The organism is Microbacterium sp. (genome assembly GCF_047602155.1).
Lineage (GTDB): Bacteria > Actinomycetota > Actinomycetes > Actinomycetales > Microbacteriaceae > Microbacterium.
This window is the reverse complement of the sequence record NZ_JASGHZ010000001.1, coordinates 2,232,043-2,254,802: the sequence shown is the minus strand read 5'-3', so window position 1 is coordinate 2,254,802 and position 22,760 is coordinate 2,232,043. Positions and strand designations below refer to the sequence as shown.

The window sequence follows — 22,760 nt, the reverse complement described above, 5'->3', positions numbered from 1 at the left end:
AGGCGGCTAGATCACTCCCAGCCAGTTCCTTCGCCATCGCTCTTGTACTCGAACTCCTTGCCGTCGATGTTGTCGCTCGAACCGGTGATCGTGTACGACGTGCCATCAGTGCCCACTTCGATCACGAGCTCGTTGTCGGGCGAGATCGTCAGCTGGACGTCGCCATCAATAGGGACGGGGGACTCGTCAGCCGCGTAGGTTCCTGAGACGGTCGAAGGCAGCTTGCCGTTGTTGTTCGTGGCAACCGTCTCGAGAACGATGGCGGCGTTGCTGACGTCGGACTCGACCGACGACTTCCACGCGCCCTCGCGCATGTTGAGGAAGACCGGGATGGCGATCGCGGCGAGGATGCCGATGATGATGACGACGACCAGGAGCTCGATGAGGGTGAAGCCCTTTTCACCGTTCTGCTTCTTGGCCAGCGTCTGGGACACGAGCTTGTTCATGATTGTCCTTCAAGGTGGGGGGATGTGCACTTCTCAGTGCAATCAGCTCCGGGGGGTGGTGCTGACAAGAATCAACATAGCGAAGATCCAGAAAAATGAGAAGTCTCTAATGAAGTGAAAAAAGTGATTATTGTTAATGACTATTAACTAGCCCCATTTTCCGCGTAATTCCGGGGGTTTTCACCCCGTCCCCTCCCCCGCCGATCACGGTCGATCACAGCCTCTTTCATGAGAAACCTCACATCTAGACCCTCCGAGCCCCCTTCCGGGCGCGTCACGCATGACCCTCAGCCGTCGCAGCAGAAGCAAGACGGGGACTTTCATGGCAGGTCATCGCCCTTCCGGACGGATCGCTCGCTCCGGTGAGGTTCACGTTCAAGGGCGGGACGAGTTTGCCGGCTGCAGAAGTTGTCAAGTGACGTGACGGCCGCCGCTGCGGCGCTGGATGGCCCCCAATAAACTTGGGCGATGATGTTCCGCACCTCCGACCGTCTCTATGTGGACGAGTCCAAGGCTCGCGGTTACTACGTGGTGGCCACGGCGGCCGCGGTGGGATCCGTGCGCGAGTGCGAGAGGTCGCTTCGCACGTTGTTGAAGCCTGGTCAGCGTCGCGTTCATTTCAAGAGTGAGCGGGACAGCCGGCGACGCGAGATCCTCTCTCGGATGAACGAACTCGATGTTCGGGTTGCCGTGTGGATCAGTGATGGCAGGCCGAACAAGGAGGCTCGCGATCTGTGCATGGTCGAGATGGCGGCCGAAGCTTGTCGTTCCGGCGTCGACGAACTCATCATCGAAAGGGATGCATCGCTTGAGGTTGCCGATCGCAGGCTCATCGCCGGTGTCGTGCAGAGCGAGGCAGCGTCGCACCTTCGCTACCAGCACTCGGCGCCGCATGAGCACCCGCTGCTGTGGGTGAGCGACGCCGTCGCGTGGTGCTGTTCGAGCGGCGGCGACTGGAAGCGTCGCGCTGAGCCGCTCGTCAAAGACCGGGTAGTCAGGCTCTAGAAATGCGTGAACCTGGCCCGTCATACCGTCCGGAAGACTGCCAGGTTCCGAGGGCTACTGCCCGCCGCATCGCAATCCTAACACGGGTTCGGGACTCGAGCCCGGGTGTCGGGGTTCGGACGTGAGCTCGTCTCGCGAACACTGCGCGTCCCCACAACCAGCACAGGAATGCTACCTTGAGGACGCGCCTCCCCCGCAGGGGTGTGAGGAAGAAGGGGCCGAGGCTCCCGGGGGATACCGGGACTCGGCCCTAACGTTTCCCCGACGTGTCAGTTCAGCTTTACCGCATGCTCGGCGAGCCTATGGCGGAGCTGTTCATAGGGCTCAACGTCCATCGCGCGGAAGTATGCGCCGACGGCTCGTGCAGTAGCCGCTCCATGCACAAACGGCGGGCGCGCTCCTGTTTGTGCTGGTCGAGCGGTGCACCGACGATGACCGTCTGGGCAACGTCGAGGGTCGCGACTGCCGCCGCGATGACTCGTCGCCGTCGTGGATTCTCGTCCCGCCAGTGCAGCCGGCGAGCCCCTCCGGGGAGCAAGCGCCGCAACTCGGCGCGGACCGGTTCGCAGCTCGCCGGGTCGGCGACGGCAGCCGCGAGAATGTGGATGCCCTCGGTAAGAACACCGCCGGGCGCATGCATAGACTCATCCACCCAGGCATGCAGCACAGGAGTCGAGGTCAACGCCGCATCCTGGCCGGGTCCACCGACATCAGCCGACATATCGCGACGAGAACAACCGCGTACGAGTACCCGTCGCACCGACTCAGTCTGCGTCGCGGATTCGTCGGCGGATCGCTCAGGCGCAGAATCGACCTGGCGAGGGAGCGGACGGCGGCCGGCTGGGCTGGTTGATCGCCTCGACCATCGCCATCGCGGCAGTTCAGCGGGCACTCGACGCAGAAGGTCGCATGCTCTTCCTGCTCAAGGGCGGCACGCTCTTCGCGGTGTGACCTGGCGTCGCATCCAGTTCGAAACGTCGCCCGATGAAGCCGGGATCGGTGAGGAACAGGAGCGAGTGGAACCGCCGCCGTTGGATCGCTTCGGCCTCCCCGACACTGACGGCCTCGTGGGGATCGCCATGAGACTTCAGATCGCACAGAAGCTGCACTCGGTCTCGGACCCGCATGACCCTCCCACCTCCGTCAACGACCGTCCGCGCGACGTCGTCGACCTGCTCCTGCTCCGCGACCTCATCGCAGAGACCGGAAGCCCGACGATAGAGAACGTGAGAGATGCGACCGTCGCCGTGTTTGCGGCGCGCGCCGCAGCAGCACAGTTCGGGCTTCCCGAACGGCACTGGCCCCCGATCATGCATGCCCACGATCACTGGCGCGACGACTACGCGAGAGTAGCCGCCTCAGCACACGTTGACCTGCCGATGGACGACGCCGTCGCGCAGTTCAACGCATGGAATCGAGCAGATCGGCTCGGCATCCGGCTGAAGCCGCTGGAAGCGCCGCGCCGGGTCAACCGCGTCGCTCGTACTTCGAGGCTTTGTATGCGTCGACGGCGGCGCGACTCGAGCGGTATCGACCATCCGGCCCGAAGATCGCTTCGAGGCGTCCGCGACTTGCGGCTTGACGGAGTGCGCCCAGACTGAACTCCTCGTCGGCGAGCGCTTCCAGCGGCACGTACTTCGCCGGGTCGGCGATGTCCGGGATGAGCCGGTGCAGGTTGTCGATGACCGACCGGGCGATGACTTCAGCCAGCGGGGCGAGGTCACCGTGGTCAGCACTATCCAGCGCCTTGAGGTAGCGGCGACGCTGCTCCTTGAGGATGACGGCCGGCGGCCAGCCGAGCCGGATCAGGATGAGGTTCAGCAGGAGTCGCCCGGTGCGCCCGTTCCCGTCGATGAAGGGGTGCACTCGCTCGAACTCGACGTGCAGCGCAGCAAGCCGCTCGGGCACCGAGTCGATGCCGGCGCCGGAGGCGAGGTCCGCCTTCAGACGGTTCACGCGGTCGACCCAACCCGCGGTCTCCGATGGCACGATCGGATGGGTCGGCGGAGTCATGCCTCCGGCGAAGGGGCGGATGTCGTGCTCCCGGAAGTTGCCGGGCGACTCGCTCGGGTAGGCATCGGAGTGAGGCGCTACCTCCCAGACCTTGCTCATAACAAGGGCATGAATCCGCCGGACTTCGGTCAGGTTGACCAATCCATCGTGCTGCCACTGCCCGGGGTCGACCGCCTGCTCGTAGATCCAGCGGGATGCCTCGGCGTAGCCGAGAACTTCCATGTAGTCCTTCAGATCCTTCGCTCCGACGGCCCTGCCCTCTTGGAGGAGCTGCTCGACTTCACGGAGCACGAGGGTATTGCCCTCGATCGCGGTGCTGTGGTGCGCTTCGAGGTGCCAGAGGTCGTCCCAGAGCTGCTTTGCTTCAACGGGCCTAGGCAGACCCCCGTAGTCAGCGAGCTCATCGATGGCCGCTGCAAAGCGCTGGTAGACGACGCCGCGAGGGGGCCGGCCGCGTCCGGGCCGGCCCGCGGTAGAAGTTGTCATAGTTGCACCTCACTTATCCAACAACGACAATTTATCAGATTTGTCATAGCTCGTCCGAAGGAATGCAACACAACAACTTCATCCGAAGCAGTGCATCGGAATCGCTGCTCACCGAGGGGGATCGCAGCGGGAGGTCGCGAAGCGCCTCGGTGTCACAGCGCTGGAGTCGATCCTCGGCCGGAGCGTCGATCTCGTGAGCTATCGAGGGCTCGACCCCCAGCGCGACCGCGACATCCTCCGCGGCAAGGTGCTGCCGTGATGGAGGACGCCTACGACGCTGACGAGGTCGCGCAGGAGGCGGGCGACTCGCTGATGATCAAGACCGGCGAGGCGGCGAAGACCATCGCGGCTCGTGGACTCGCCGCGCCGCGCGGGGTGAGCTGGAGCGACGCTGCGAAGAACCGCGAGAAACTTGCCCACCACTACTCGATCACCGACCGCGACGTGACGTGGCAGACGCTCTCCGTTTCCCTGCCTGCCTGGGCGACGGCGCTCGCGCCCTAGTTCGCCGAGGCTGCATCGAGGCTCGACGCCGAGGATGACGACGGAGGTGAATGATGGGTCGAGCAGGCGGCATAGCCGCGGGCCGGCGCCCAGACCTGGCGGCATCCGGCCCCACACACGCAGCTGACCCCGGATGCTGCCAAGTACGCAGCGCGGCGGCAGGCGCCGAGCGGGCTACATGTTCTGGATGGACTGGAAGATCATGAACATCGGCATGTAGAGCGCGACGATCATGAAGCCCAGGAGGCCACCCATGAACACGATCATGAGCGGTTCCAGCATCGCCGTCAGCTGCGAGCTCATGGTCTGCACTTCGTCGTCGTAGAAGTTCGCGGTCTTCTCGAGCATCGTGTCGATCGCGCCGGACTCCTCGCCGATGCCGACCATCTGCACCATCATGTCGGGGAAGATCGGCGCACCGCCGAGCGCCTCGGCGATGGGCCGGCCCTGCCGCACCTGCTCCGACACCGATTCCAGCGAGTCGGTGACGACATAGTTGCCCGAGGTTGCGCCGACGATCGACAGCGACTGCAGAATCGGCACGCCGGCGGCGATCATCGTCGAGAAGTTGCGGGCGAACCGGGTGAGGGCGATCTTCGTGTTCAGCTTGCCGAACACCGGCACCTTGAGCTTGATCGGGTCGACGACGCGCAGCACCCGGTCGGTGTTCTTGTTGCGTCGCCACCAGATGCTCGTCGCGATGATCACGACGATCGTGACCGGTGCGACGATCGGCATGGCGTGCGACATGTCGACGAGGAACTGCGTCGGTGCGGGCAGCGTGGCCCCGAGATCCTGGAACATCTTGTCGAACACCGGCACGATGAAAATCAGCATGGCGGCGACGGCCAGCAACGCCACGCACAGCACGACGATCGGGTAGGTCAGCGCCGATTTCACCTTGGCGCGCAGCTTCGTCTCGGCCTCGAAGTTGTCGGCCACCATGAGCAGCGACTTGTCCAGGAAGCCGCCGGTCTCACCGGCGCGGATCAGGTGCACCATGAGCGGCGGGATCACGAGCGGATGCTCCTCCAGCGCCGACGACAGCGCGGTGCCGCCCTCGACCTTCCCCGTGATCTCACCGAGCGTGCGGGTGAGCATCGGGTTCTCGGTCTGGCTCGTGACGATCGACAGGGCGCGCAGGATCGACACACCCGCGCCCACCATCGTCGCCATCTGCCGCGACATCAGCGCCATGTCCTTCAGGGACGGATACCGCTCCATCCCCGGGATCGTGATCTCCTTCTGCAGGCCGGTGCCGCCGCCCTTCTGCTCCAGCTTGTCGGGAATGACCCCCTGCGCCTTGAGCTGGCGGATCGCCCCCGCCTCGGAGGGCGACTCGAGCACGCCCTTGACCTTCTTGCCGGTCGGGTCGATGCCCTTATAGGTCCACTGTGCGACTGCTGCGTCGGCCATGTCAGTTTCCTCCTGCGCCGACGACCTGGCGCGATCCTTCGGGGATGAAATCGCCGAACGCCTGACGGTTCAGCCCGCGATTGCGCACGAGCTGGTCGAACTCGGTGACGTCCTGCGCCAGCTCCAGCGCGTCGGCGTACTCGATCTCGCCGCCCAGCACGAGCCGTGCCAGATCCTGGTCGAGGGTGTGCATGCCCAGCTCGGTGCCCGCCTGCAGGCTCGTGCGCAGCTGGTGCGTCTTGCCCGCGCGGATGAGGGCCTGGATGGCCGGGGTCGAGAACATGACCTCGGTGGCGACCGTGCGGCCGCGGCCGCCGGCCTTGCGGATCAGGGTCTGCACCACGACGGCGCGCAGAGTCGCGGCGAGCTGGGTGCGCACCTGCGCCTGCTGGTGCGCCGGGTAGACGTCGATGATGCGGTCGATGGTCTGCGAGGCATCCTGCGTGTGCAAAGTGGCGAAGACGAGGTGACCGGTCTCGGCGGCGGTCAGCGCCGTCGAGATCGTCTCCAGGTCGCGCATCTCGCCGACGAGGATGATGTCGGGGTCCTGCCGCAGCGCGCGCTTGAGCGCCTCGCCGAACCCGTGGGTGTCGGCGCCGACCTCGCGCTGGTTGATGATGCCGCGCTTGTGGTGGTGCAGGAACTCGATCGGGTCTTCGACCGTGATGATGTGCGAGGCGCGCGTCGAGTTCGCGCGGTCGATGATGGCCGCGAGCGTCGTCGACTTGCCCGAGCCGGTCGGGCCGCACACGAGCACGAGCCCACGCGGCAGGTTCGCCAGCTCCACGAGCTCGCGCGGCAGGCCGAGCTGGGCGACCGACTTGATCTCGGTCGGGATGATGCGCAGGGCGGCGCCGAGGCCACGCTGGTCCTGAAAGATGTTTACGCGGAATCGGGCGATGTCCCCCACCGCGTAGGCGAGGTCGAGCTCGAGCGACTTGTCGAACTCCTGCATCTGCTCGGCGGGGACGAACCCCTCGATCACCCGACGGATGCGGGCACGATCCCACACCGTCGTGCCCGCAACCGACTGCAGCTGACCGTCGAGGCGGACGACCGGCGTCGTCTCGGCCGACAGGTGCAGGTCCGACGCGCCCGTCTCCAGCACCGCGCGCACGGCGCGGATGAATTCGGGGTCCATGTCGGGGTTCTGGGTGAGCATCACGGCGTCGACCTCGGCGGCGCGACGCTGCAGCGGCGACGCCGACTCGGCCGGTGCCGGCGTCGTGGCGCGGCGGCCGGCATCCGGGGAGGCGGCGGACGCGGGCGGGGCGACGGATGCCGGGGCCATGGTGGAGGCCGGCACGGCCGTGCCCGCGACCGGCGGCTGCGGCGCTGCCGGGGAGGCTGCGGCGGCACGCGTCGGCGCGGCGGCGCGCGCGACCGGCGCGGCTGCCGCCGGCGCGGCGGCGCGGGTCGGTGCCGCGGCGCGGGTGGCGGGCGGGCCATCGACGAACCACGTCGGCGCCTGCTCCCCCGACTGTGCCGGGGAGGACGCCGGCGGCCGCAGCAGCGCGTCGAAGGCGCTCCCCGCGTCGCGCGACGCCGTCGGGGCGGACGCCGTCGGGGCGGACGCCGTCGGGGCGACCGATGCCGGCGCTGCGACGCGGCCGGCGACATCGAAGTCGAGGCCGGAGCCGCCGCGGCGGTCGTCGGCGGGCAGGGTGACGCCCGGCATCCCGTCGAGGAACGAGCGCAGCTCAGGATCGACGTCGTTGCCGCCGAACAGTTCCTTGAAGCGCGAACCGCCCGTCACCGGGGCGTATCCGCCGTCATCCATCACCATTTCATAGCCTTCCGGGGGGAGAAGTCTGCTGTCCATCGCCTACAGCGTCACGCGAAGGATCTCCTCGATCGAGGTGTGACCGAGAAGCACTTTGGCCCAGCCGTCGCCGCGCAGGCGGGCCATGCCGGTCGATTCGGCGTGGGCGGCGATCACCGCGGCGGGTGCGTTCTCCGAGGCGAGACGCTCGATCTCCTCGTCGACGGCCATGACCTCGTGCAGCGCGATGCGGCCGCGGTAGCCGGTGTTCGAGCACTGCGAGCACCCGACCGGACGGTAGACGACCGGCGGTTCCTCACCGGTCAGCGGCACGCCGACGATGCGCAGCTCCATCTCGGTCGCCGGCCCCGAGGTCTTGCACTTCTCGCACAGGCGGCGCGCAAGACGCTGGGCGACCACCGAGTCGAGCGCCGATCCCACGAGGAAGGGCTCCACGCCCATCTCGATGAGGCGGGTGACCGAGCTGGGCGCGTCGTTGGTGTGCAGCGTCGACAGCACGAGGTGACCGGTCAGCGACGACTCGATGGCGATCTTCGCCGTCTCCTCGTCACGGATCTCGCCGATGAGGATGACATCGGGGTCGGATCGCAGGATAGAGCGCAGCGCGGCGGCGAAGGTCATGCCGGCCTTGGGGTTGACCTGCACCTGGTTGATGCCCGCCATGCGGTATTCGACCGGGTCTTCGACCGTGATGACGTTGATCGAGGGCTTGGAGACCGTCGCGAGCGTCGTGTAGAGGGTCGTGGACTTGCCCGAGCCGGTCGGGCCCGTCACGAGGATCATGCCGTAGGGCTTGGAGAAGCTCTTCTGGAACACGTCCATGTTGCGGTCGAGCATCGACAGGTCGGACAGCTTCAGGCTGGCGACGGGCGCGTCGAGCACACGGGCGACGACCTTCTCGCCCCACACGGTGGGGAGCGTCGCGACACGCAGGTCGACGGTGCGACCGGAGTGCGCGACCGAGATGCGGCCGTCCTGCGGCTTGCGCCGCTCGCCGATGTCGAGCTCGGCCATGACCTTGATGCGGCTGATGACGCCGGGGATCATCGAGCGCGGTACGCGCTGCACCGTCGTCAGCACGCCGTCGATGCGATAGCGCACGCGCAGTTCGTCGCGCATCGGCTCGATGTGGATGTCGGAGGCACGGTCGACGATCGCCTGGCTGATGGTCAGGTTCACGAAGCGGATGATCGGAGCCTCGTCGGTGCCGGAATCGGCGACGTCCTGGCTGAAGGGGTCGGCATCCGACTCGGCCGTGAACGCGGAGGTCAGCTCCTGCAGCTCGGCGTCGGCGCGATGATAGCGGTCGATGGCCGCGAGAATGGCCTCGGGCTCGGCGACGACCGGCACGATCTGTCCGCGCACGACCGTCGCGACGTCGTCGAGCACGACGACGTTCTCGGGGTCGGCGACGGCGACCATGATGCGTTCGCCGGCGCGAGCGATCGGCAGCACGACGTGGCGACGCGACATCGCGTCGGGGACCAGCCCGACGACGGAGGTGTCGACCGCGAACTCGGTGAGGTCGACGTATGCGAGACCCAGGCGACCGGCCAGCGCCGCGGCGCGCTCGCGCGGCGTCTGCGGCTCGGGGGCGGGCTCGGGCTCGACGAACTCCTCGGCGGATGCGGCATCCTCGGTCTCATCGGCGCCGTCGTTCCCGGGGACGGAGGAGACGACCGTCGGGCCGGGGAACGTCTCGTCCGGGTGCGCGAACGAGTTCGTCAGCGCGTCGACCCAGCCGAGCGGGTCGATCTCCTCTTCGGGTTCGTCTACCGGCTCCGGCGCGGTGTCTTCCGCGTCTTCGGATGCCGGCGCGGCGACGAAGGCCGCCTCGGGCTCAGCCTCGCCGGCGGACTCGGTCTCGACCGGCTCGGAAAGGAACGCCGTGTCGGCGGGCTCGGAGAGGTCGAGGTCGGCGAAGTCGGCATCGAGGTCCGCGGTGTCGGCCTGCTCGTCCTGGTCGAGCGGCATCTCCCCGCGCAGCAGCGCGTCGAAGTCCGACTCCTTGAAGGTCGGCTGCTCGTCGAACACCGGGTCCACCACCGCCGGCTCGGGTCCGGCGGTGGTGGCCAGCGCCTCTGCGGCGACCGTGTCGTCGAGATCCTGCTCGACGGAAAAGGTGGGAGGCGGGACCGCAAGCGGGGTCCGGATCTCAGTGAGCCGCGCGAATTCGGGGGCATCGCTACGGCCGGCAAGAAGCGACTGCCAGATCAGATCTCCGCTGGACATCGACGCTCCTCTCCTGAGCCTTGGGGGGTGGACCTACGTGTTGCGTCCGTACGAGTCGGTGGGGGCCCGACCCAGAAGCTGGGCCTCGCGGCGGTTCTTCTCGCAACACGGGGCGACGATCGGGTGACGCATGCGCGTCCTCTTCCTCGCCCCGGCCACATCGCTCGACACCTCGACGATGCGCTCCGGGGGGTGATCACATCGGTTTGGTTTCTCGTCCTGCGGGGGGTCAGAGCGAGGTGGTGCTGAGCTGTGAGAAGAGCCGCCGCGAGGCTTCCCTCTCCCATAACCAATCATTAGAGATCTCTCATGTTGGTGTCAACTCCGAACCTGAGATTCGCGTGAAAAAGAAGTTACTTGCCGAATGCGGGACACTGCGCCCCGGCACGATCGCTCGCCGTTCAAGCCAGAAAATACCCTGATGAAAAGCACACAATCGAAGCTCTTCGAGCACCTATCGACCGCTCACCCGAGGCAGCGCGCCGAGCGGCACGCACGCCGCCTCCAGCCCGCCGCGAAGATGAGATGCCTCTCACACTTTGCGCCGCCGCTACCCGCTGTGACCCGCGCGCCGCGTGAGAAACCAGTTCCCGCATGAGAAACCATCGCAGAAGTAGTTTCTCATGCGCGATGTGGTTTCTCACGCACGGGAGAGGTCGGAAAGGGGATGCGACGGCGCGACGTAGCGGGACGCGCTTGACCTGGATCCGTCGGACGTCACGGGCCGTCGGCCTCGGCGCGCAGCATGTCCGCGCGACTGGTGGCATCCCGCGCTTGGCGGTGCGGGGTGGTGACACGCATTCCGAGCTGGTTGCGGCGGGCTTATTCGGCTCCGTCCTCACTGACCAGCAACGCCCGACGCTCCTGCTCGCAACGCTGCCGCATCCCAGCGCGGTCGCCTCTCGGGGCCTCGACATGTTGGGCGGCACCGATAACGCGCGGGTCAGCCCCGGCACGATGCTCGGCCTGCGGCGCTGCCCACACGGGCAACGTCTCGGTAGTGCGGGGGTTCACCCCGTGTCTCGCGCACCTGTGCCCGAATCGTCTGGGTGTGCGCGCTCGCCTCGACACTGCCGGACGGTTCAGTAGACGGGGGCGAGTTCGTCGGAGACGAGCTGCACCGGGCCATGGCCAGGTTCTCCGCAACGATGTGGAGGTGGTTCGTCTGGCGGCCTCGGGTCATGCCGACATAGATGCTTGCCGCGCTGGTCGCCTCCGACAGCATCGTGTGAGACGCATTGACCGTTGCGCCTTGGACACCGTAGGCAGTCGCGGCGCAGGGCCGGGTGCGCCCACTCGCTCACGTATTCACTCGGCAGGGCGGCCGTGCGCCGTTGCCTGCGCCCGTCCGAACCCCAGCGTGGGCGGGCTCGACAGACACGGACAACGGCGCGCAACTCAGGCGCTTCGCGCCGGCGCCTCAACGGTGACGACGGGTGCCGCCGGGTTCAGGCCCGGCGGCACCCGTCGTCACGGGAGACGGAGATCGGCGCTCAGCGATCCTTCGCGGGTCGGCGCCGGGCGGTCATCCAGAGCACACCTCCGCCGAAGAGCAGCGCGAACGCGGTGCCCAGCACGCCGAAGGGGATCGTGCCGCCGGTGTTCGCCAACGCGCTGGAGGCGGTCCCGGTCGGCTCGACGACGGCCGCCACGGTCTTGACGATGACGCCGGCGTCCCACGTCGGGTCGATGCCCTGCGACGCACGGATCTCGCGGTACTCGTAGTCGCCGGTCAGCGCCTCGTTCGAATCGTCGAGCACGACGGTGATGGTCAGCCCCGTGTCGGGATCGGCGTCGGAGTCGGCGCCGTCATCCGATCCGGAATCACGGCTCGTGAACTCGTAGAGCGTCTTCTGGGCATCGGTCAGCGTGAAGCGCACCCGGTAGGTGCCGGCCGTCAGCTCGTCGAACACGTAGCGACCGTTCGCGTCGGTCGTCGTCGTGGCCAGCACCGTGCCATCCGCGTCGAGCAGTTCGACGGTGACGCCGGCCAGCGGCGTCTCGTCGGCATCCTGCACGCCGTCCTTGTCGGCGTCGATCCAGACGTAGTCGCCGATGGCGTACGTCTTCAGCACGAACCCGAAGTCCAGCGTGGGGTCGCGGTCGCCGTCCTCGGACAGATCGCCCGGTTCGGTCGTCGCCTCCCACGTCGACGAGTCGCCGGCACGGTCGCCCTCGCCGGCCGTCGTCGGCACGTACGGGGCGAGGGCCGCCGCCGAGGCCGTGCGGTCGATGCTGACGGTGTAGGTCTGCTCCCCCGTCAGTGCCGGCAGGTTCTCGAACGTGTACTCGCCGTTCGGGCCCGTCGTGGTCGGGCCGACCAGGTTGCCGTTCACGTCGGTGACCGGCTGGCCGTCGGGGCCGACGATGGTGAGGACCACGCCCGGGATGCCGGGCTCGTCCGGATCCTGCCGGCCGTCGCGATCGGTGTCGACCCACACGTAGTCGCCGACCGACACCTTCTTCAGCGGCACGATGGTCGCGGTGGAGTCACCGATGCGGTTGACGATCGGCACGGAGGCGTCGTCGACGCGCACGGCGAAGTACGCCGCGATCGCGCTGTCGGCGTCGAGCACGGTGCCCGACTGCTGTGCGATCGTCACGGTGCCCGTCGCGTCATCGTACGAGGCGACCAGGTTGCCGCCGATGTCAACGGGGCCCGCCGTCGCGTTCGCCCCGGTGGCCGCATCGGCCTCGCTGACGAATCCGACGAACTCCACGGCGCCCGGCAGCACGTCGATGACGGGCACGATCACGACGTTGTCATAGCTGCCGTGCGGGAGGAACTCGATGCGGTAGACGAAGATGTCCTGCACGAGGTTGCCCTCGCCGTCGGTCTGCGCGTTCAGCGTGTCGGTCCAGTCCGCGTCGGCCGAGTCGTACAGGCGCTTGCGCACCTCGGCCTCGTCGCCGAACGACGTCGCCTCGGTGCCGGTCTCCGACCAGTACAGCGGGTCGCCGTCGGCGCCGAACAGCGTGGCACGGTTGGTGATCGTCTTGGTCACCTTGCCCTCGAACGGCGTGCTCGTCAGGCTGAGGTTCACGACGTAGGCACGGTCTGCGCCGCGGGCGTCCACGACCGCCTTGCCCGACGCGCTCAGCTCGATGACGAGGTTGCCGTCGGCGTCGACGCTGAGGACGAAGTCGCTGGCCGCGAGCGCCTGGCCGTCGTAAGAGCCCGACACGGCGATGGACGCCGCATCCGTGACGTCGAAGACGTCACCGTCGACGTAGTCCACGATCCGGCTGGTGCGCGCGTCGATGCCCTTGCCCGCGGCGACGGCGAGCGTGTAGTCGACCGTCACGCTGTCGCCCGGGTCGATCGCGGTCTCCTGCGCGGTTCCGGTCTTGGTGAACACGCTCGAGTCGTTGAGCCCCTCTCCCGAGTCGGGCAGCACGACGACCGTCACATCGCGCCGGGCGGTGTACGGGCTGCCGGAGCGGTAGTTGTACAGTGCGTCGTTGCGCAGGAGGTACGGCGTGGCGTCCTCGACGGTGGTGCTGCCGGTCTGGGTCAGGCCGGTGACCGTGGTCAGCTGCGCCTTCACCGCGATGGTGGCGTTGGTGGTGTTGTCCTTGCCGACGTTGACGAGCAGCTGCTGCCCGTTGAGGCAGTACTGGCCGACGTACGCGTCGTCGGCGAACGCATCGGCGGTCGCCGGGCAGGTCGTCGCCTCGGTCAGCACGATGCCGCTGGCGGTGATGAAGTCGGCGTCGCCCGTGTTCCAGGTCGCCTGGGCGGGCAGGGTGTCGCTGATGACCACGTTGCGGTCGAGGATGAAGTTGGGCTCGCCCGTCCACTGCCGCAGGTCGGCCCGCAGCGTGTAGGTGATGTCGGCAGCCGGGGTGAGGGTGCCGTCGTCATCGGCCTCGACGTTCTTCGTCGACCAGTCGGCGGTCTTGGCGAACGCCTGACCGATGTTGACGCCGGCGACCGTGCCGCGCAGCCGCACCGACGCCGTGCGCTCCGTTCCGTCGAACCCGGCCGTGTTGGTCGGAGTGATCTGGAAGGTGCCGGTGCCACCGTTCAGCGCCTCGTACTGCGTCTGCAGCTGCGCCTGCAGCGCCGCCACGTCGGTGACGGTGACACGGTAGGTCAGCTGGAGCACGGACGGACCGGGCACGTCGACCGTGCCGGAGAACGCGTTGCCGGTCACCGTCGGGTCGAACGCGAACGCATCGGTCGTGCGGTTGAGGCCATCGGCATCCCACTGGGTCAGCTGCCCCGAGAACGAGTCCGAGACGTACCCGAAACCGGCCGGGAGCTGGTCGGTGATCGGGAAGTCGGTCCGGGCATCGGGCGAGTTCACCGTCAGCGTGTAGGTCAGCTCCTGGTCGGCGACGGCCGGGTTCAGCACGACCTGGCCGTTCACGACGCTCACGTAGCTGTCGAGGTTCGCCGGAGAGACGCCCTTCGCGTATCCCTCGCTGACGTTCGCGAACTGGTCGCCGGAGTTGCGGACGATCACCTCGACCGAGCTCTGTTCGCCGTCGATCTCCCAGGTGAGCGGCGTCTTCGCACTGGCATCCACGTCGTTGACGAGGAACGTCAGGTCGAACACGCCCTGATTGACATCCGCAGGCCACGGGTCGCGGAACGTGACCGCGACGGAGTTGCCGGTCTGCACGACCGACGCGATCGCGGTGTTCGCGGCCGGCACCCCGGTCAGGGTGACCGCTGCACCGAGGTCGAACACGACGGTCGATCCGGGGGTGACCGTCGAGTCGTATTGCACCCGCAGGGTCAGCGTGTCACCCTCGTTGACGACGGTCGTGCCGTCGTAAGTCTCGTTTCCGAGCAGGATGTTGGCCGTGATCCCGGTCGTCGCTGCGTGCGCAGCCATCGGCAATCCGATCGCGCCCGCGAGCGCGAGGAGGACGGCAAGACACAGCGACAGCGCGCGATGTGCCCGGATTCGTGACGGCCTTTCGGCGGCGAAAGCGGTAGCAGACAAGGAACTCTCCAGATGCAATGGGGGGTAGCGTTCCGATCCTGGCGCAAGCCACGCGCGCGATATCAGCGGTTCGGACCGAGTTCACACCGGGATGCCGGTATTTGGTACCGGGATGAATCGGTCAGCGGTGCTGGTCGCCGACCGCGGGAGCCTGGGGCTCCGTCTCGCCGAGCAGGCCCAGCTCGCGGGCGGCGACGAGGGCCGATGCCCGCGACGTCACCCCGAGCTTGCGGTAGATGCTCTGCAGCTGCGTCTTGACCGTGTGCGGCGACACGACCAGCGCCTCGGCGATGGCGCGCGCGCTGCCGTGCGTGACGAGCTCGCCGAGGACGATCCGCTCGCGCGGAGACAGCACGTTCGCGGCGTGCAGCGCCTGCGGGGCGAGCGGGGCGGGCACGTCGAGGTACCGCTGGATCAGCGGCACCTGGCGCAGCCCGGCGAACTCTCGCAACTGCTGCCGGAAGCGAGAGGGCAGCAGCGCGACATGCACGCGGGGGCCGTACGACTCCCACGCCAATGCCGCGGCGGTCAGCCACGACCACGCCGCCTCGGTGTCGCCGCACCGCAGCGCCGCGACGGCGCCGAGCGTGTGGGTCTCGGCGAGAGTGCGCACCGTGTGTCCCGGCAGATCCAGCAGCGAACGTGCGGCGGCGAACGCGTTCTTGTCGCGCTCGGTGGCCATCAGCACGGCGATCCGCGCCGCCGCCACGTAGGGGCTGTCGGCGGGCTGGGCGACGAGCGCATCGGTTGCGGCCCGCACGTCGCCGCAGGCGAGCCACGCGAACGCGAGGACGGCGTGCAGCCGCTGTGTGGCGACGTTGTCGCCGATGCCGGGGCGCGGCACGGTCGCCGCCAGTTCCCGTGAGACCCGCTCCGCCTCGGCCTGGGCCTGACCGGCGCCGTGGCGGGCGGCGAGCGCGACCCCGGCGAAGAAGGCCCAGAACTCCGCCGTCTCGAGGTAGGTGCCGGCATCCTTCAGCACCTCGATCGCACCGAAGAAGTCGAGCGCGTCGAGCCGCGCATACCCCTCCGCGATCACGCCCGGGCCGTTCATGAACGACTGCCGCAGCGCCGTCGGCCATGCCACGGCATCCACCGACGCGGCGAACGCCGCGGCGCGCGTCGTCTCACCGGCGAATGCGCTGATGCCCGCGGCGTAGACGATCGAGCAGTTCCGGGTCTTCTGGTCGGGGCACAGCGCGACCGACCTGTTGACCGCGGCCATCGCCTCGCCGATCCGGCCGCCCTGCCACAGCGAGTAGCTCAGCTGGCGCAGAATCGTCCCGACGTGTTCGCCGAAGACCTCGAGGATTTCGGGGGCGATCGCATCGAGCGTGCCGATCACGCGGAGGCTGGCGTCCGACGAATCACGGAACCGCAGGGCGAGCCGGCGCGCGATGGCCTGCATGCTGTCGACGACGAACGCATCCAGCGAGGGCTCGAGGTAGGCCGGGCGGGCGGTGGAGGCGACGGCGAGCTCCGCCACGCGCGGCGACTCTCCGCGGCGGTTCAGGTTTCCCGCGAGGGCCAGGGCAAGACCGAAGGCGAGCATCGGATGGTCGCCGAGCAGCTCCTCGGGCACGCGACTGAGCGCACCCAGGAACCGGTCGGTGATGTAGCTGTCCGGGTTGGTGATGACCACCGAGACGAACACCCGGTCGGCCAGTGCGTAGTCGCCGGCATCGATCGCGAACTGCAGCGCCTGGTCGACGACCTCTTCGTTCTCCAGCAGCCACAGCGCCGTCGTCGTGCACAACCGGCGGAATCGATCGGCATCCTCCTCGGCCTTCGCGCGGAAGCTGTCGCGGATGGTGTCGACGTACTGGAACACCGAGTGGTGTCTGCTGTACGGGATCCAGCGGCCGAATCCGTTGCGCTCGAGCATGTCGAACATCCGCGACGCGTCCCCGACGCCGTCGTCGCTCCCGCCGAGCCGCGCGGCAAGCTCCGCGTCGACGTACGGCGGCACGCTGGTGTCGGTGACGAACTGGACCGCGACCTGATCCGGCAGCAGCGACTCCAGCCTCGTCGCCAGCACGGTGCTCCACTCCCGCGATTCCAGGTGCGGCACCGAGCCCAGCTGCGCCAGGACGAGCACGACGGCCTGCACGGTGAGCGCGAACCCGCGGGTCGCGGCCGCGACCGACGCCGACAGCGCGTGATCGTGGATGCCGGTGCGCATCGCGATCAGGTCGGCGACCTCATCGGCGGTCAGCGCCAGCTCGCTCAGCGAAATCACGCGGACGATGCCGTCGGGAAGGACGAGATCCATCAGCGTCGTGCGAGCGCGCGTCGTGATCACCAATCGCAGGTCGGGCGCCACACGCACAAGACGCGCGAGATCGGCGTCGACAGCGCCCTGCGCATCGCCGAGGTTCTCGTAAGCGTCCAGCACGATGACGACCGGCCCCGCCTCAGCGATCAGGTTGCTCGCGAGCCGCACCGGATCGCTGGCGACGCTCAGCTGCTCACGGATCGCCGCGGCGTCAGCCTCATCCACATCGCCCAGTCGCGTCGCACTGTTGAGCAGATGATGCCAGAACGCCTGCCGGGTGTTGATGGCGGCGCTGAGCGATACCCAGGTCCGCGAGGCCTGGGCGCTGCACCGGGTCCAGTTGCGCAGCAGCGTCGTCTTGCCGCTGCCGCTCGGCCCCTGGACGACGCACACCCGCACATCTGGGGCATCCAAGACCCGATACAGCCGCGGACGACCCACCACCCCGGCAACCGTTGCCAGGTCCGAGCCATCCCCCGCCATGCCCTCCTTCCTATCACGTGCCCGGCGCCGATGCCGGTTGCCAGTGCCCGCGGGCCGTGTCGGCGGGCCGCCCCGCCCCCGTGCGATGCGCCGCCGCCCCGACACGGCATCCGTGCAGACCCTGTAAGCTGGTCGGGTTGCCCTCTCGGGCGACAACAACGGGATGTGGCGCAGCTTGGTAGCGCACCTGACTGGGGGTCAGGGGGTCGCAGGTTCAAATCCTGTCATCCCGACAGAAAGCCCCGGTAGATCTGAGGATCTGCCGGGGCTTCGTCGTTGGCGGAAACGGCGTGGGACTCCGAAAGAGTTCCCTGATCCGAGGGGCATTTCTGCGTCACGACTCCCGCTCAACATCCAAACTTCATCGGTGAATCCAGGCTCAGGGTGTGCCGACCAAGAGACCAGCACCCACGTTCCACAGAGGTCCCTTGCCCGCCTAACTGCCTACAGATCCTCTTGATGTGTCAGGAGTTAGGAGGGTTCTGTGGCCGTGAACGAGCTTGCGTCTGTGTTCACGCTCGAGGACGCGCGCGCAGCGGGTCTCAGCAAGGACCAGGTCTACTCGCTGCTCGACCGGGACGAGATCGAGCGCGTGGGGCGTGGCGTCTACGTGCGCCCCGATGTCATCCCGCCAGCCTTCACTGCGCTCGCCGCTGCAACTGCGCTGCGAGACGATGCAACACTGTGCCTGACGAGCGCTCTTGTCCACCATGATCTGAGCGATGCGATCCCTTTCGCCTCCGACATCGCGTTGCCACGTGGAACCCACCAGCCCGCCGGACTGACGAACGTGAGTTGGCATAGCTTCGACCCGAAGACCTTTCCGATCGGACGCGAGCACGTTGACGTCGGAGAAGGCGCGGGGGTCGCAATTTACTCGGCGGAGCGGACCATCGTCGACTGCTTCCGGCTCATGCACCAAGAAGGCAGCGATGTCGCACACGAGGCGCTGAGGCGCTGGCTTCGCCGAAGAGGGAACACGCCCGCGCGGCTACTCAAGGTTGCAGGATCGTGACCCTGCCGAGTACATCACCCTCTACGCGCTGGAGGGTTTCCTCGCACGGCTCGCAGCATCAGAGTTCGCCTCAGACTTCGTCCTCAAAGGCGGTGTGCTTATGGCGGCCTTTGCTGAACGTCGACCGACTCGCGACATCGACTTCGCTGCGCGCGGTTTCGCGAACGATATCCCCGAGGTCGAACAGCGCGTGCGTAACATCCTCGCAGCCCAGCGTGAGGACGGGCTCGAATTCGATGAGGACTCGGTCAGCGGTGCGCAGACCCGCGACGAAGCCGACTACAACGGCGTGCGGGTCAAGATGACTGCCCGGTTGGCAACGGCACAGGTCGCGCTGCACATTGATGTGAACTTCGGTGACCCGATCTGGCCTGCACCCACAGAGGCGGTCCTGCCACTCCTGTGGGGTGGCAGGCTGCGACTCCTCGGGTACCCGGACCACATGGTGCTTGCGGAAAAGATCGTCACCGCGCTCGAACGCGGAGAGCAGAACACTCGCTGGAGAGACTTCACCGACATTGCGGCCATCGCCCACTCCCGAAGTGTCGAAGGTGCGGACCTGCAGGAAGCGATCGGTGTTGTCGCCCGCTACCGCCATGTTGAGCTGGAGCCACTCGGCCCATTGCTGTCACATATGCGAGCACTCGCGCAGCGCAAGTGGGAGGTCTGGCGGAGGAAGCAGAGGCTCGATCAGTCGACCCCGGTGAGTTTCGCCGACCTGCTCGCAACATGTTTGACCTTCGTTGAGCCGGTCCTCGCAGGCAAGACCGACCGATTGCAATGGAACTTTTCTTCCCTGGCGTGGGAAGAGCCAGCCGCGGCAGGTCTGTTGGGTTTCGTCGTTGGCCGATAACCCGCGATGACGTTGCGGGGACCAGCACCCGGATCTCGTGTGGTCGTATCCTGTCGTCATGTCGACCGTCACCGAGCGAACGAGCGCGCTGCGCGCGATCGTCGACGCCAACCGCGTCGAGCTCGCCGGCGTGCTCGCTCGTTAAGGTGCCGCCAATCCGCGGATCTTCGGATCGGTTGCTCGAGGCGACGCGTGTCTGGAGAGCGACGTCGACTTGCTCGTTGACCTCGATCCCGCAGGTGGCAATCCCCTGCTTCGTGTCGCGGGAATCGGTGAGGAGCTCAGTCGCCTCTTTGGTGTAGACGTGGACGTCGTCACGGATGAGCTGTTGCGCGATCCGGTCTCGGCGACCGCGCGACGCGACATGATCGCACTGTGAGTCGATCTGCCGAGGAGCGCTTCGCTGACATCCTCGCCGTCATCGGGGAGGCAGCGCGCGCGCTTCCCGAGGAGGAGCCTCGCGTCGATCAGCGCAGTCCCCTGGGCGTCGATCGCGGGCCTCCGAAATGTGGTCGTGCACGAGTACTTCCGGGTTCAGCCGGCACTCGTCATCGAGATTCTCGACGATGAGCTCGTGCCGTTGGCAGCGGCGATTCGGCTCCAACGTACGTGACGCTGTGGAGCGGTCACCGACGACCCCACCCGATGTCCCACGCGGGGAGTACCGTCGGGGTCATGAGCGAGATCGTGATCGAGTCGGCATCCGTCGAACGTTTCGGCGACGTCGAACACGCACTCACCGGGGGTGGCGACGGCGCGTCGTGCTGGTGTCAGTGGTGGATGCTGCGCGGCAAAGACTGGCAGACGACCACGACGGGTCAGCGCCGCGAGATGCTCCGCGACGATCTGCGCATCGCACCCGTCTCGGGCCTCGTCGCGTACGCCGGCGGCGAGGCGGTCGGGTGGGTGAAGGTCGCGCCGCGCACCGCACAGCCACGCATCGCGCACAACCGCAACCTCCAGCAGTCCCCCGAGCCGATGGACGACCCGTCGGTCTGGGCGGTGACCTGCTTCGTCGTGCGGCGCGAGCATCGCGGCGAGGGCATCGCCGGCGAACTCCTGGACGCCGCCGTCACCCACGCGCGCCGGCACGGGGCGCGGGTGATCGAGGGCTACCCCGTCGACACGACGGTGAAGAAGACGTCGTCGAACGACCTGTACCACGGCGCACTGTCGACGTTCCTGGATGCCGGGTTCACCGAGGTCGCCCGTCCCGCGCCGGCGCGCCCCATCGTGTCGTTGACGGTGTGACGGCGGCCGCCGGCAGGGCAGAATCGATGGGGTGAGCGAGTCCCCGGCATCCGTGCGGATCGACGCGTGGCTGTGGGCCGTGCGCGTCTACAAGACCCGATCCGCCGCGACGACCGCGTGCCGGGCCGGGCACGTGCGCATCGGCGGCGACAAGGCGAAAGCCGCCCAGCCGGTGCGGATCGGCGACGAGGTGCGCGTACGGATCGCGGGGTTCGACCGCATCCTCATTGTGCGGCAACTGCTCGTCAAGCGGGTCGGGGCGCCGCTGGTGGCGCTGGCCGCCGAAGACCGCACGCCCGTGCGTGAGCCCGTCGCCCAGCTCGCCGTCCGCGACCGCGGCGCCGGCCGCCCCACCAAGCGCGAACGCCGCGACATCGACCGCCTGCGCGGTCGCGAGCAGTAGCCGCGTGGCCGGCTGCGCTCAGTTGCCCGCGCCGCCGTGCCGTCGGATCGCGGCGCGGCGGACCGCGGCATCCGCCGCCACCAGCACCACCGCCGTGACGGCGTAGACCGCCAGGTCGCGCGGGTCGAAGACCGTCCCGAGCACGAGCATGATCGGCGGAAACCCGGATCCCCACGCCATCGGAAGACCCGTCAGCTGGAAGAACTCGACGGCGACGCACCACGCCAGTACCAGGGCGCCGACGATCACCGGTCGCGCCCGCGGCGCGAGCACCACCGCGCAGGCGTAGACCGCGGCGACGTACAGCGCATCGCCGGCGATGTCTGTGGCCGCCGAGTCGGGCAGCATCAGATGCACGCCCAGCCCGGCCGCCACCACCGCGAGCAGCACGACCGCCGCGGAGATCCGCCGCACCGGCGTCATCGCGCCGGCAGCTGCCCGCGCAGCCACGAGACCGGCCGCACGGCGGCGCCGGCACCCGCCGCGCGCTCGCCGAGACCCCGGTCGCTGGTGACCACCGTCACCGCGCGACCCGCGGCGATCAGCCGCTCGGCGACGGTGACGATCGCGTCGTCGCCGTGGCCCTCCGCCCGCACGACCTCTACTCCACGACCGTTGGCTCCACGACCGTTGGCTCCAGGGACGTCGGCTCCAGGGACGTTGGCTCCAGGGGCGTCGGCCGCTGGGACGTCGGCTCCAGGGACGTTGGCTCCAGGGGCGTCGGCCGCTGGGACGTCGGCCGCGCCACGCGCCGCGCCCTCCAACACGACGTGCACCTCGGGGAACCAGGTGCGCTCCGGCAGGTCGAGCACCCCGGCATCCATCCCGCGCGAGGCGAGCGCGCCGACCTCGGTCAGCAGCCGCGCTGCGGCGCCGGCGCGATCCTTCCACCACCCGTCGGGCACCGAGCCGACGACGTTCGCCGCATCGACGACGACCGCGGGACGCACCGGCAACAGGACTCGCAGTCGCGGCCACGACGCGGCGAACCCCGGATGCAGGGGGTAGGAGTCGACGGCTTCCACGGGCACCCAGGCCAACTCGCGGCTCTCCGGGTCGCTGATGACCGGCTCGAACGACTCCACGACGTCGGCGACCACGGTCGAATACGTCCACGCCTCGGCGTCGAAGACGCTGATGAGCCGCGGGCGGACAGCATCGGCGGGCACACCGGCCTCTTCGGCCGACTCGCGCAGCGCGGCGGCGCGCGCTGTCTCGCCCGCGTGTCGAGCGCCGCCGGGCAGCCCCCACGTGTCGCCGAAGTGGCTCCAGGCCACGCGGTGCTGCAGCAGCACTCCGCGCTCGGGGTCGACCGCGAGCAGCCCGGCCGCACCGAACCGGCCCCAGTACCGGGTGCCGTCGGAGGTCACCACCCAGGCGTCGCCGGGGTCGCGCGGCCCCTGCGGGCGACGGGGCTCACCGGGCGCGGGCGGGACGATCGTCACCCTGCCAGCCTGTCACACGTGCCGCCGCCGTGAGGCCTGCGGCGTCACGGCACGTACGGTTTCATCCGTCGCACAGCGCGCTCACCGCGCCGGATGGCCGCACTTTGCGACGGACGAATGGAGCGGCAGCCCGTTCATCCGTCCCAAACCATCGCCACACGCCGGGATGAGGGCACTGTGCGACGGATGAAAGAG

18 protein-coding genes and 1 tRNA gene are annotated in these 22,760 nt (G+C 68.2%); 9 read left to right on the top strand and 10 right to left on the bottom strand.

Annotated features, from left to right (window positions below; translation table 11 throughout):
* Positions 1–11: 11 nt before the first annotated feature.
* On the bottom strand, positions 12–446 hold the full coding sequence (locus QM720_RS10180; RefSeq protein ID WP_415126161.1) for a type II secretion system protein: 435 nt from the start codon (positions 444–446) through the stop codon (positions 12–14).
* A gap of 468 nt (positions 447–914) precedes the next feature.
* Between QM720_RS10180 and QM720_RS10175 the strand changes: the two genes are divergently transcribed.
* Positions 915–1,451 (top strand): hypothetical protein, encoded by a 537-nt coding sequence (locus tag QM720_RS10175; RefSeq protein ID WP_415126158.1) that lies wholly within the window; start codon positions 915–917, stop codon positions 1,449–1,451.
* A 280-nt stretch (positions 1,452–1,731) separates the two neighbouring features.
* Here the strand turns inward: QM720_RS10175 and QM720_RS10170 are convergent, their stop codons facing one another.
* Both QM720_RS10170 and QM720_RS10165 read right to left on the bottom strand, forming a co-directional pair.
* On the bottom strand, positions 1,732–2,172 hold the full coding sequence (locus tag QM720_RS10170; RefSeq protein ID WP_415126156.1) for a hypothetical protein: 441 nt from the start codon (positions 2,170–2,172) through the stop codon (positions 1,732–1,734).
* Positions 2,173–2,918: 746 nt separating this feature from the next.
* Positions 2,919–3,950: a Fic family protein gene (locus QM720_RS10165; RefSeq protein ID WP_415126154.1), complete on the bottom strand. Its 1,032-nt coding sequence runs from the start codon at positions 3,948–3,950 to the stop codon at positions 2,919–2,921.
* A gap of 258 nt (positions 3,951–4,208) precedes the next feature.
* On the opposite strand from QM720_RS10165, the gene QM720_RS10160 reads away from it, so the two are divergent.
* Entirely contained in the window at positions 4,209–4,454 is a 246-nt protein-coding gene (locus tag QM720_RS10160; RefSeq protein WP_415126152.1) for a HepT-like ribonuclease domain-containing protein, read from the top strand.
* Between the two features lie 174 nt (positions 4,455–4,628).
* Here the strand turns inward: QM720_RS10160 and QM720_RS10155 are convergent, their stop codons facing one another.
* The 5 genes from QM720_RS10155 to QM720_RS10135 all read right to left on the bottom strand — a co-directional run bounded on the left by QM720_RS10155 (position 4,629) and on the right by QM720_RS10135 (position 17,529).
* Entirely contained in the window at positions 4,629–5,870 is a 1,242-nt protein-coding gene (locus tag QM720_RS10155) for a type II secretion system F family protein (protein ID WP_415126150.1), read from the bottom strand.
* A 1-nt stretch (position 5,871) separates the two neighbouring features.
* Positions 5,872–7,656 (bottom strand): type IV pilus twitching motility protein PilT, encoded by a 1,785-nt coding sequence (locus QM720_RS10150; RefSeq protein ID WP_415126148.1) that lies wholly within the window; start codon positions 7,654–7,656, stop codon positions 5,872–5,874.
* Between the two features lie 39 nt (positions 7,657–7,695).
* Positions 7,696–9,885, bottom strand: coding sequence for an ATPase, T2SS/T4P/T4SS family (locus QM720_RS10145; RefSeq protein WP_415126146.1), 2,190 nt, complete (start codon positions 9,883–9,885; stop codon positions 7,696–7,698).
* A gap of 1,493 nt (positions 9,886–11,378) precedes the next feature.
* Positions 11,379–14,729 (bottom strand): SdrD B-like domain-containing protein, encoded by a 3,351-nt coding sequence (locus QM720_RS10140; RefSeq protein WP_415126144.1) that lies wholly within the window; start codon positions 14,727–14,729, stop codon positions 11,379–11,381.
* Positions 14,730–14,961: 232 nt separating this feature from the next.
* A complete protein-coding gene (locus QM720_RS10135; RefSeq protein ID WP_415126143.1) occupies positions 14,962–17,529 on the bottom strand; it encodes a LuxR C-terminal-related transcriptional regulator in 2,568 nt (855 codons plus the stop codon).
* A gap of 228 nt (positions 17,530–17,757) precedes the next feature.
* On the opposite strand from QM720_RS10135, the gene QM720_RS10130 reads away from it, so the two are divergent.
* The 7 genes from QM720_RS10130 to QM720_RS10100 all read left to right on the top strand — a co-directional run bounded on the left by QM720_RS10130 (position 17,758) and on the right by QM720_RS10100 (position 21,120).
* Positions 17,758–17,831, top strand: a tRNA-Pro gene (locus QM720_RS10130).
* A 251-nt stretch (positions 17,832–18,082) separates the two neighbouring features.
* Positions 18,083–18,613, top strand: a complete 531-nt coding sequence (locus tag QM720_RS10125; RefSeq protein WP_415126141.1) for a type IV toxin-antitoxin system AbiEi family antitoxin domain-containing protein — start codon at positions 18,083–18,085, stop codon at positions 18,611–18,613.
* A complete protein-coding gene (locus QM720_RS10120; RefSeq protein ID WP_415126139.1) occupies positions 18,600–19,466 on the top strand; it encodes a nucleotidyl transferase AbiEii/AbiGii toxin family protein in 867 nt (288 codons plus the stop codon). The genes QM720_RS10125 and QM720_RS10120 overlap by 14 nt, the downstream gene beginning before the upstream one ends.
* Positions 19,467–19,629: 163 nt before the next feature.
* The gene (locus QM720_RS10115) at positions 19,630–19,845 is read left to right on the top strand and encodes a nucleotidyltransferase family protein (RefSeq protein WP_415127894.1); all 216 of its coding nucleotides are present in this window, start codon (positions 19,630–19,632) and stop codon (positions 19,843–19,845) included.
* Between the two features lie 6 nt (positions 19,846–19,851).
* Entirely contained in the window at positions 19,852–20,079 is a 228-nt protein-coding gene (locus QM720_RS10110) for a DUF86 domain-containing protein (protein ID WP_415127892.1), read from the top strand.
* Positions 20,080–20,141: 62 nt separating this feature from the next.
* Positions 20,142–20,717, top strand: coding sequence for a GNAT family N-acetyltransferase (locus QM720_RS10105; protein WP_415126137.1), 576 nt, complete (start codon positions 20,142–20,144; stop codon positions 20,715–20,717).
* Positions 20,718–20,748: 31 nt separating this feature from the next.
* A complete protein-coding gene (locus QM720_RS10100) occupies positions 20,749–21,120 on the top strand; it encodes an RNA-binding S4 domain-containing protein (RefSeq protein ID WP_415126135.1) in 372 nt (123 codons plus the stop codon).
* Positions 21,121–21,138: 18 nt separating this feature from the next.
* Here QM720_RS10100 and QM720_RS10095 read toward each other — a convergent pair whose 3' ends face one another.
* Together QM720_RS10095 and QM720_RS10090 are read right to left on the bottom strand one after the other, a co-directional pair.
* The gene (locus QM720_RS10095; protein WP_415126133.1) at positions 21,139–21,570 is read right to left on the bottom strand and encodes a DUF2809 domain-containing protein; all 432 of its coding nucleotides are present in this window, start codon (positions 21,568–21,570) and stop codon (positions 21,139–21,141) included.
* On the bottom strand, positions 21,540–22,565 hold the full coding sequence (locus tag QM720_RS10090; RefSeq protein WP_415126131.1) for an NUDIX domain-containing protein: 1,026 nt from the start codon (positions 22,563–22,565) through the stop codon (positions 21,540–21,542). The genes QM720_RS10095 and QM720_RS10090 overlap by 31 nt, the downstream gene beginning before the upstream one ends.
* Positions 22,566–22,760 lie beyond the last annotated feature (195 nt).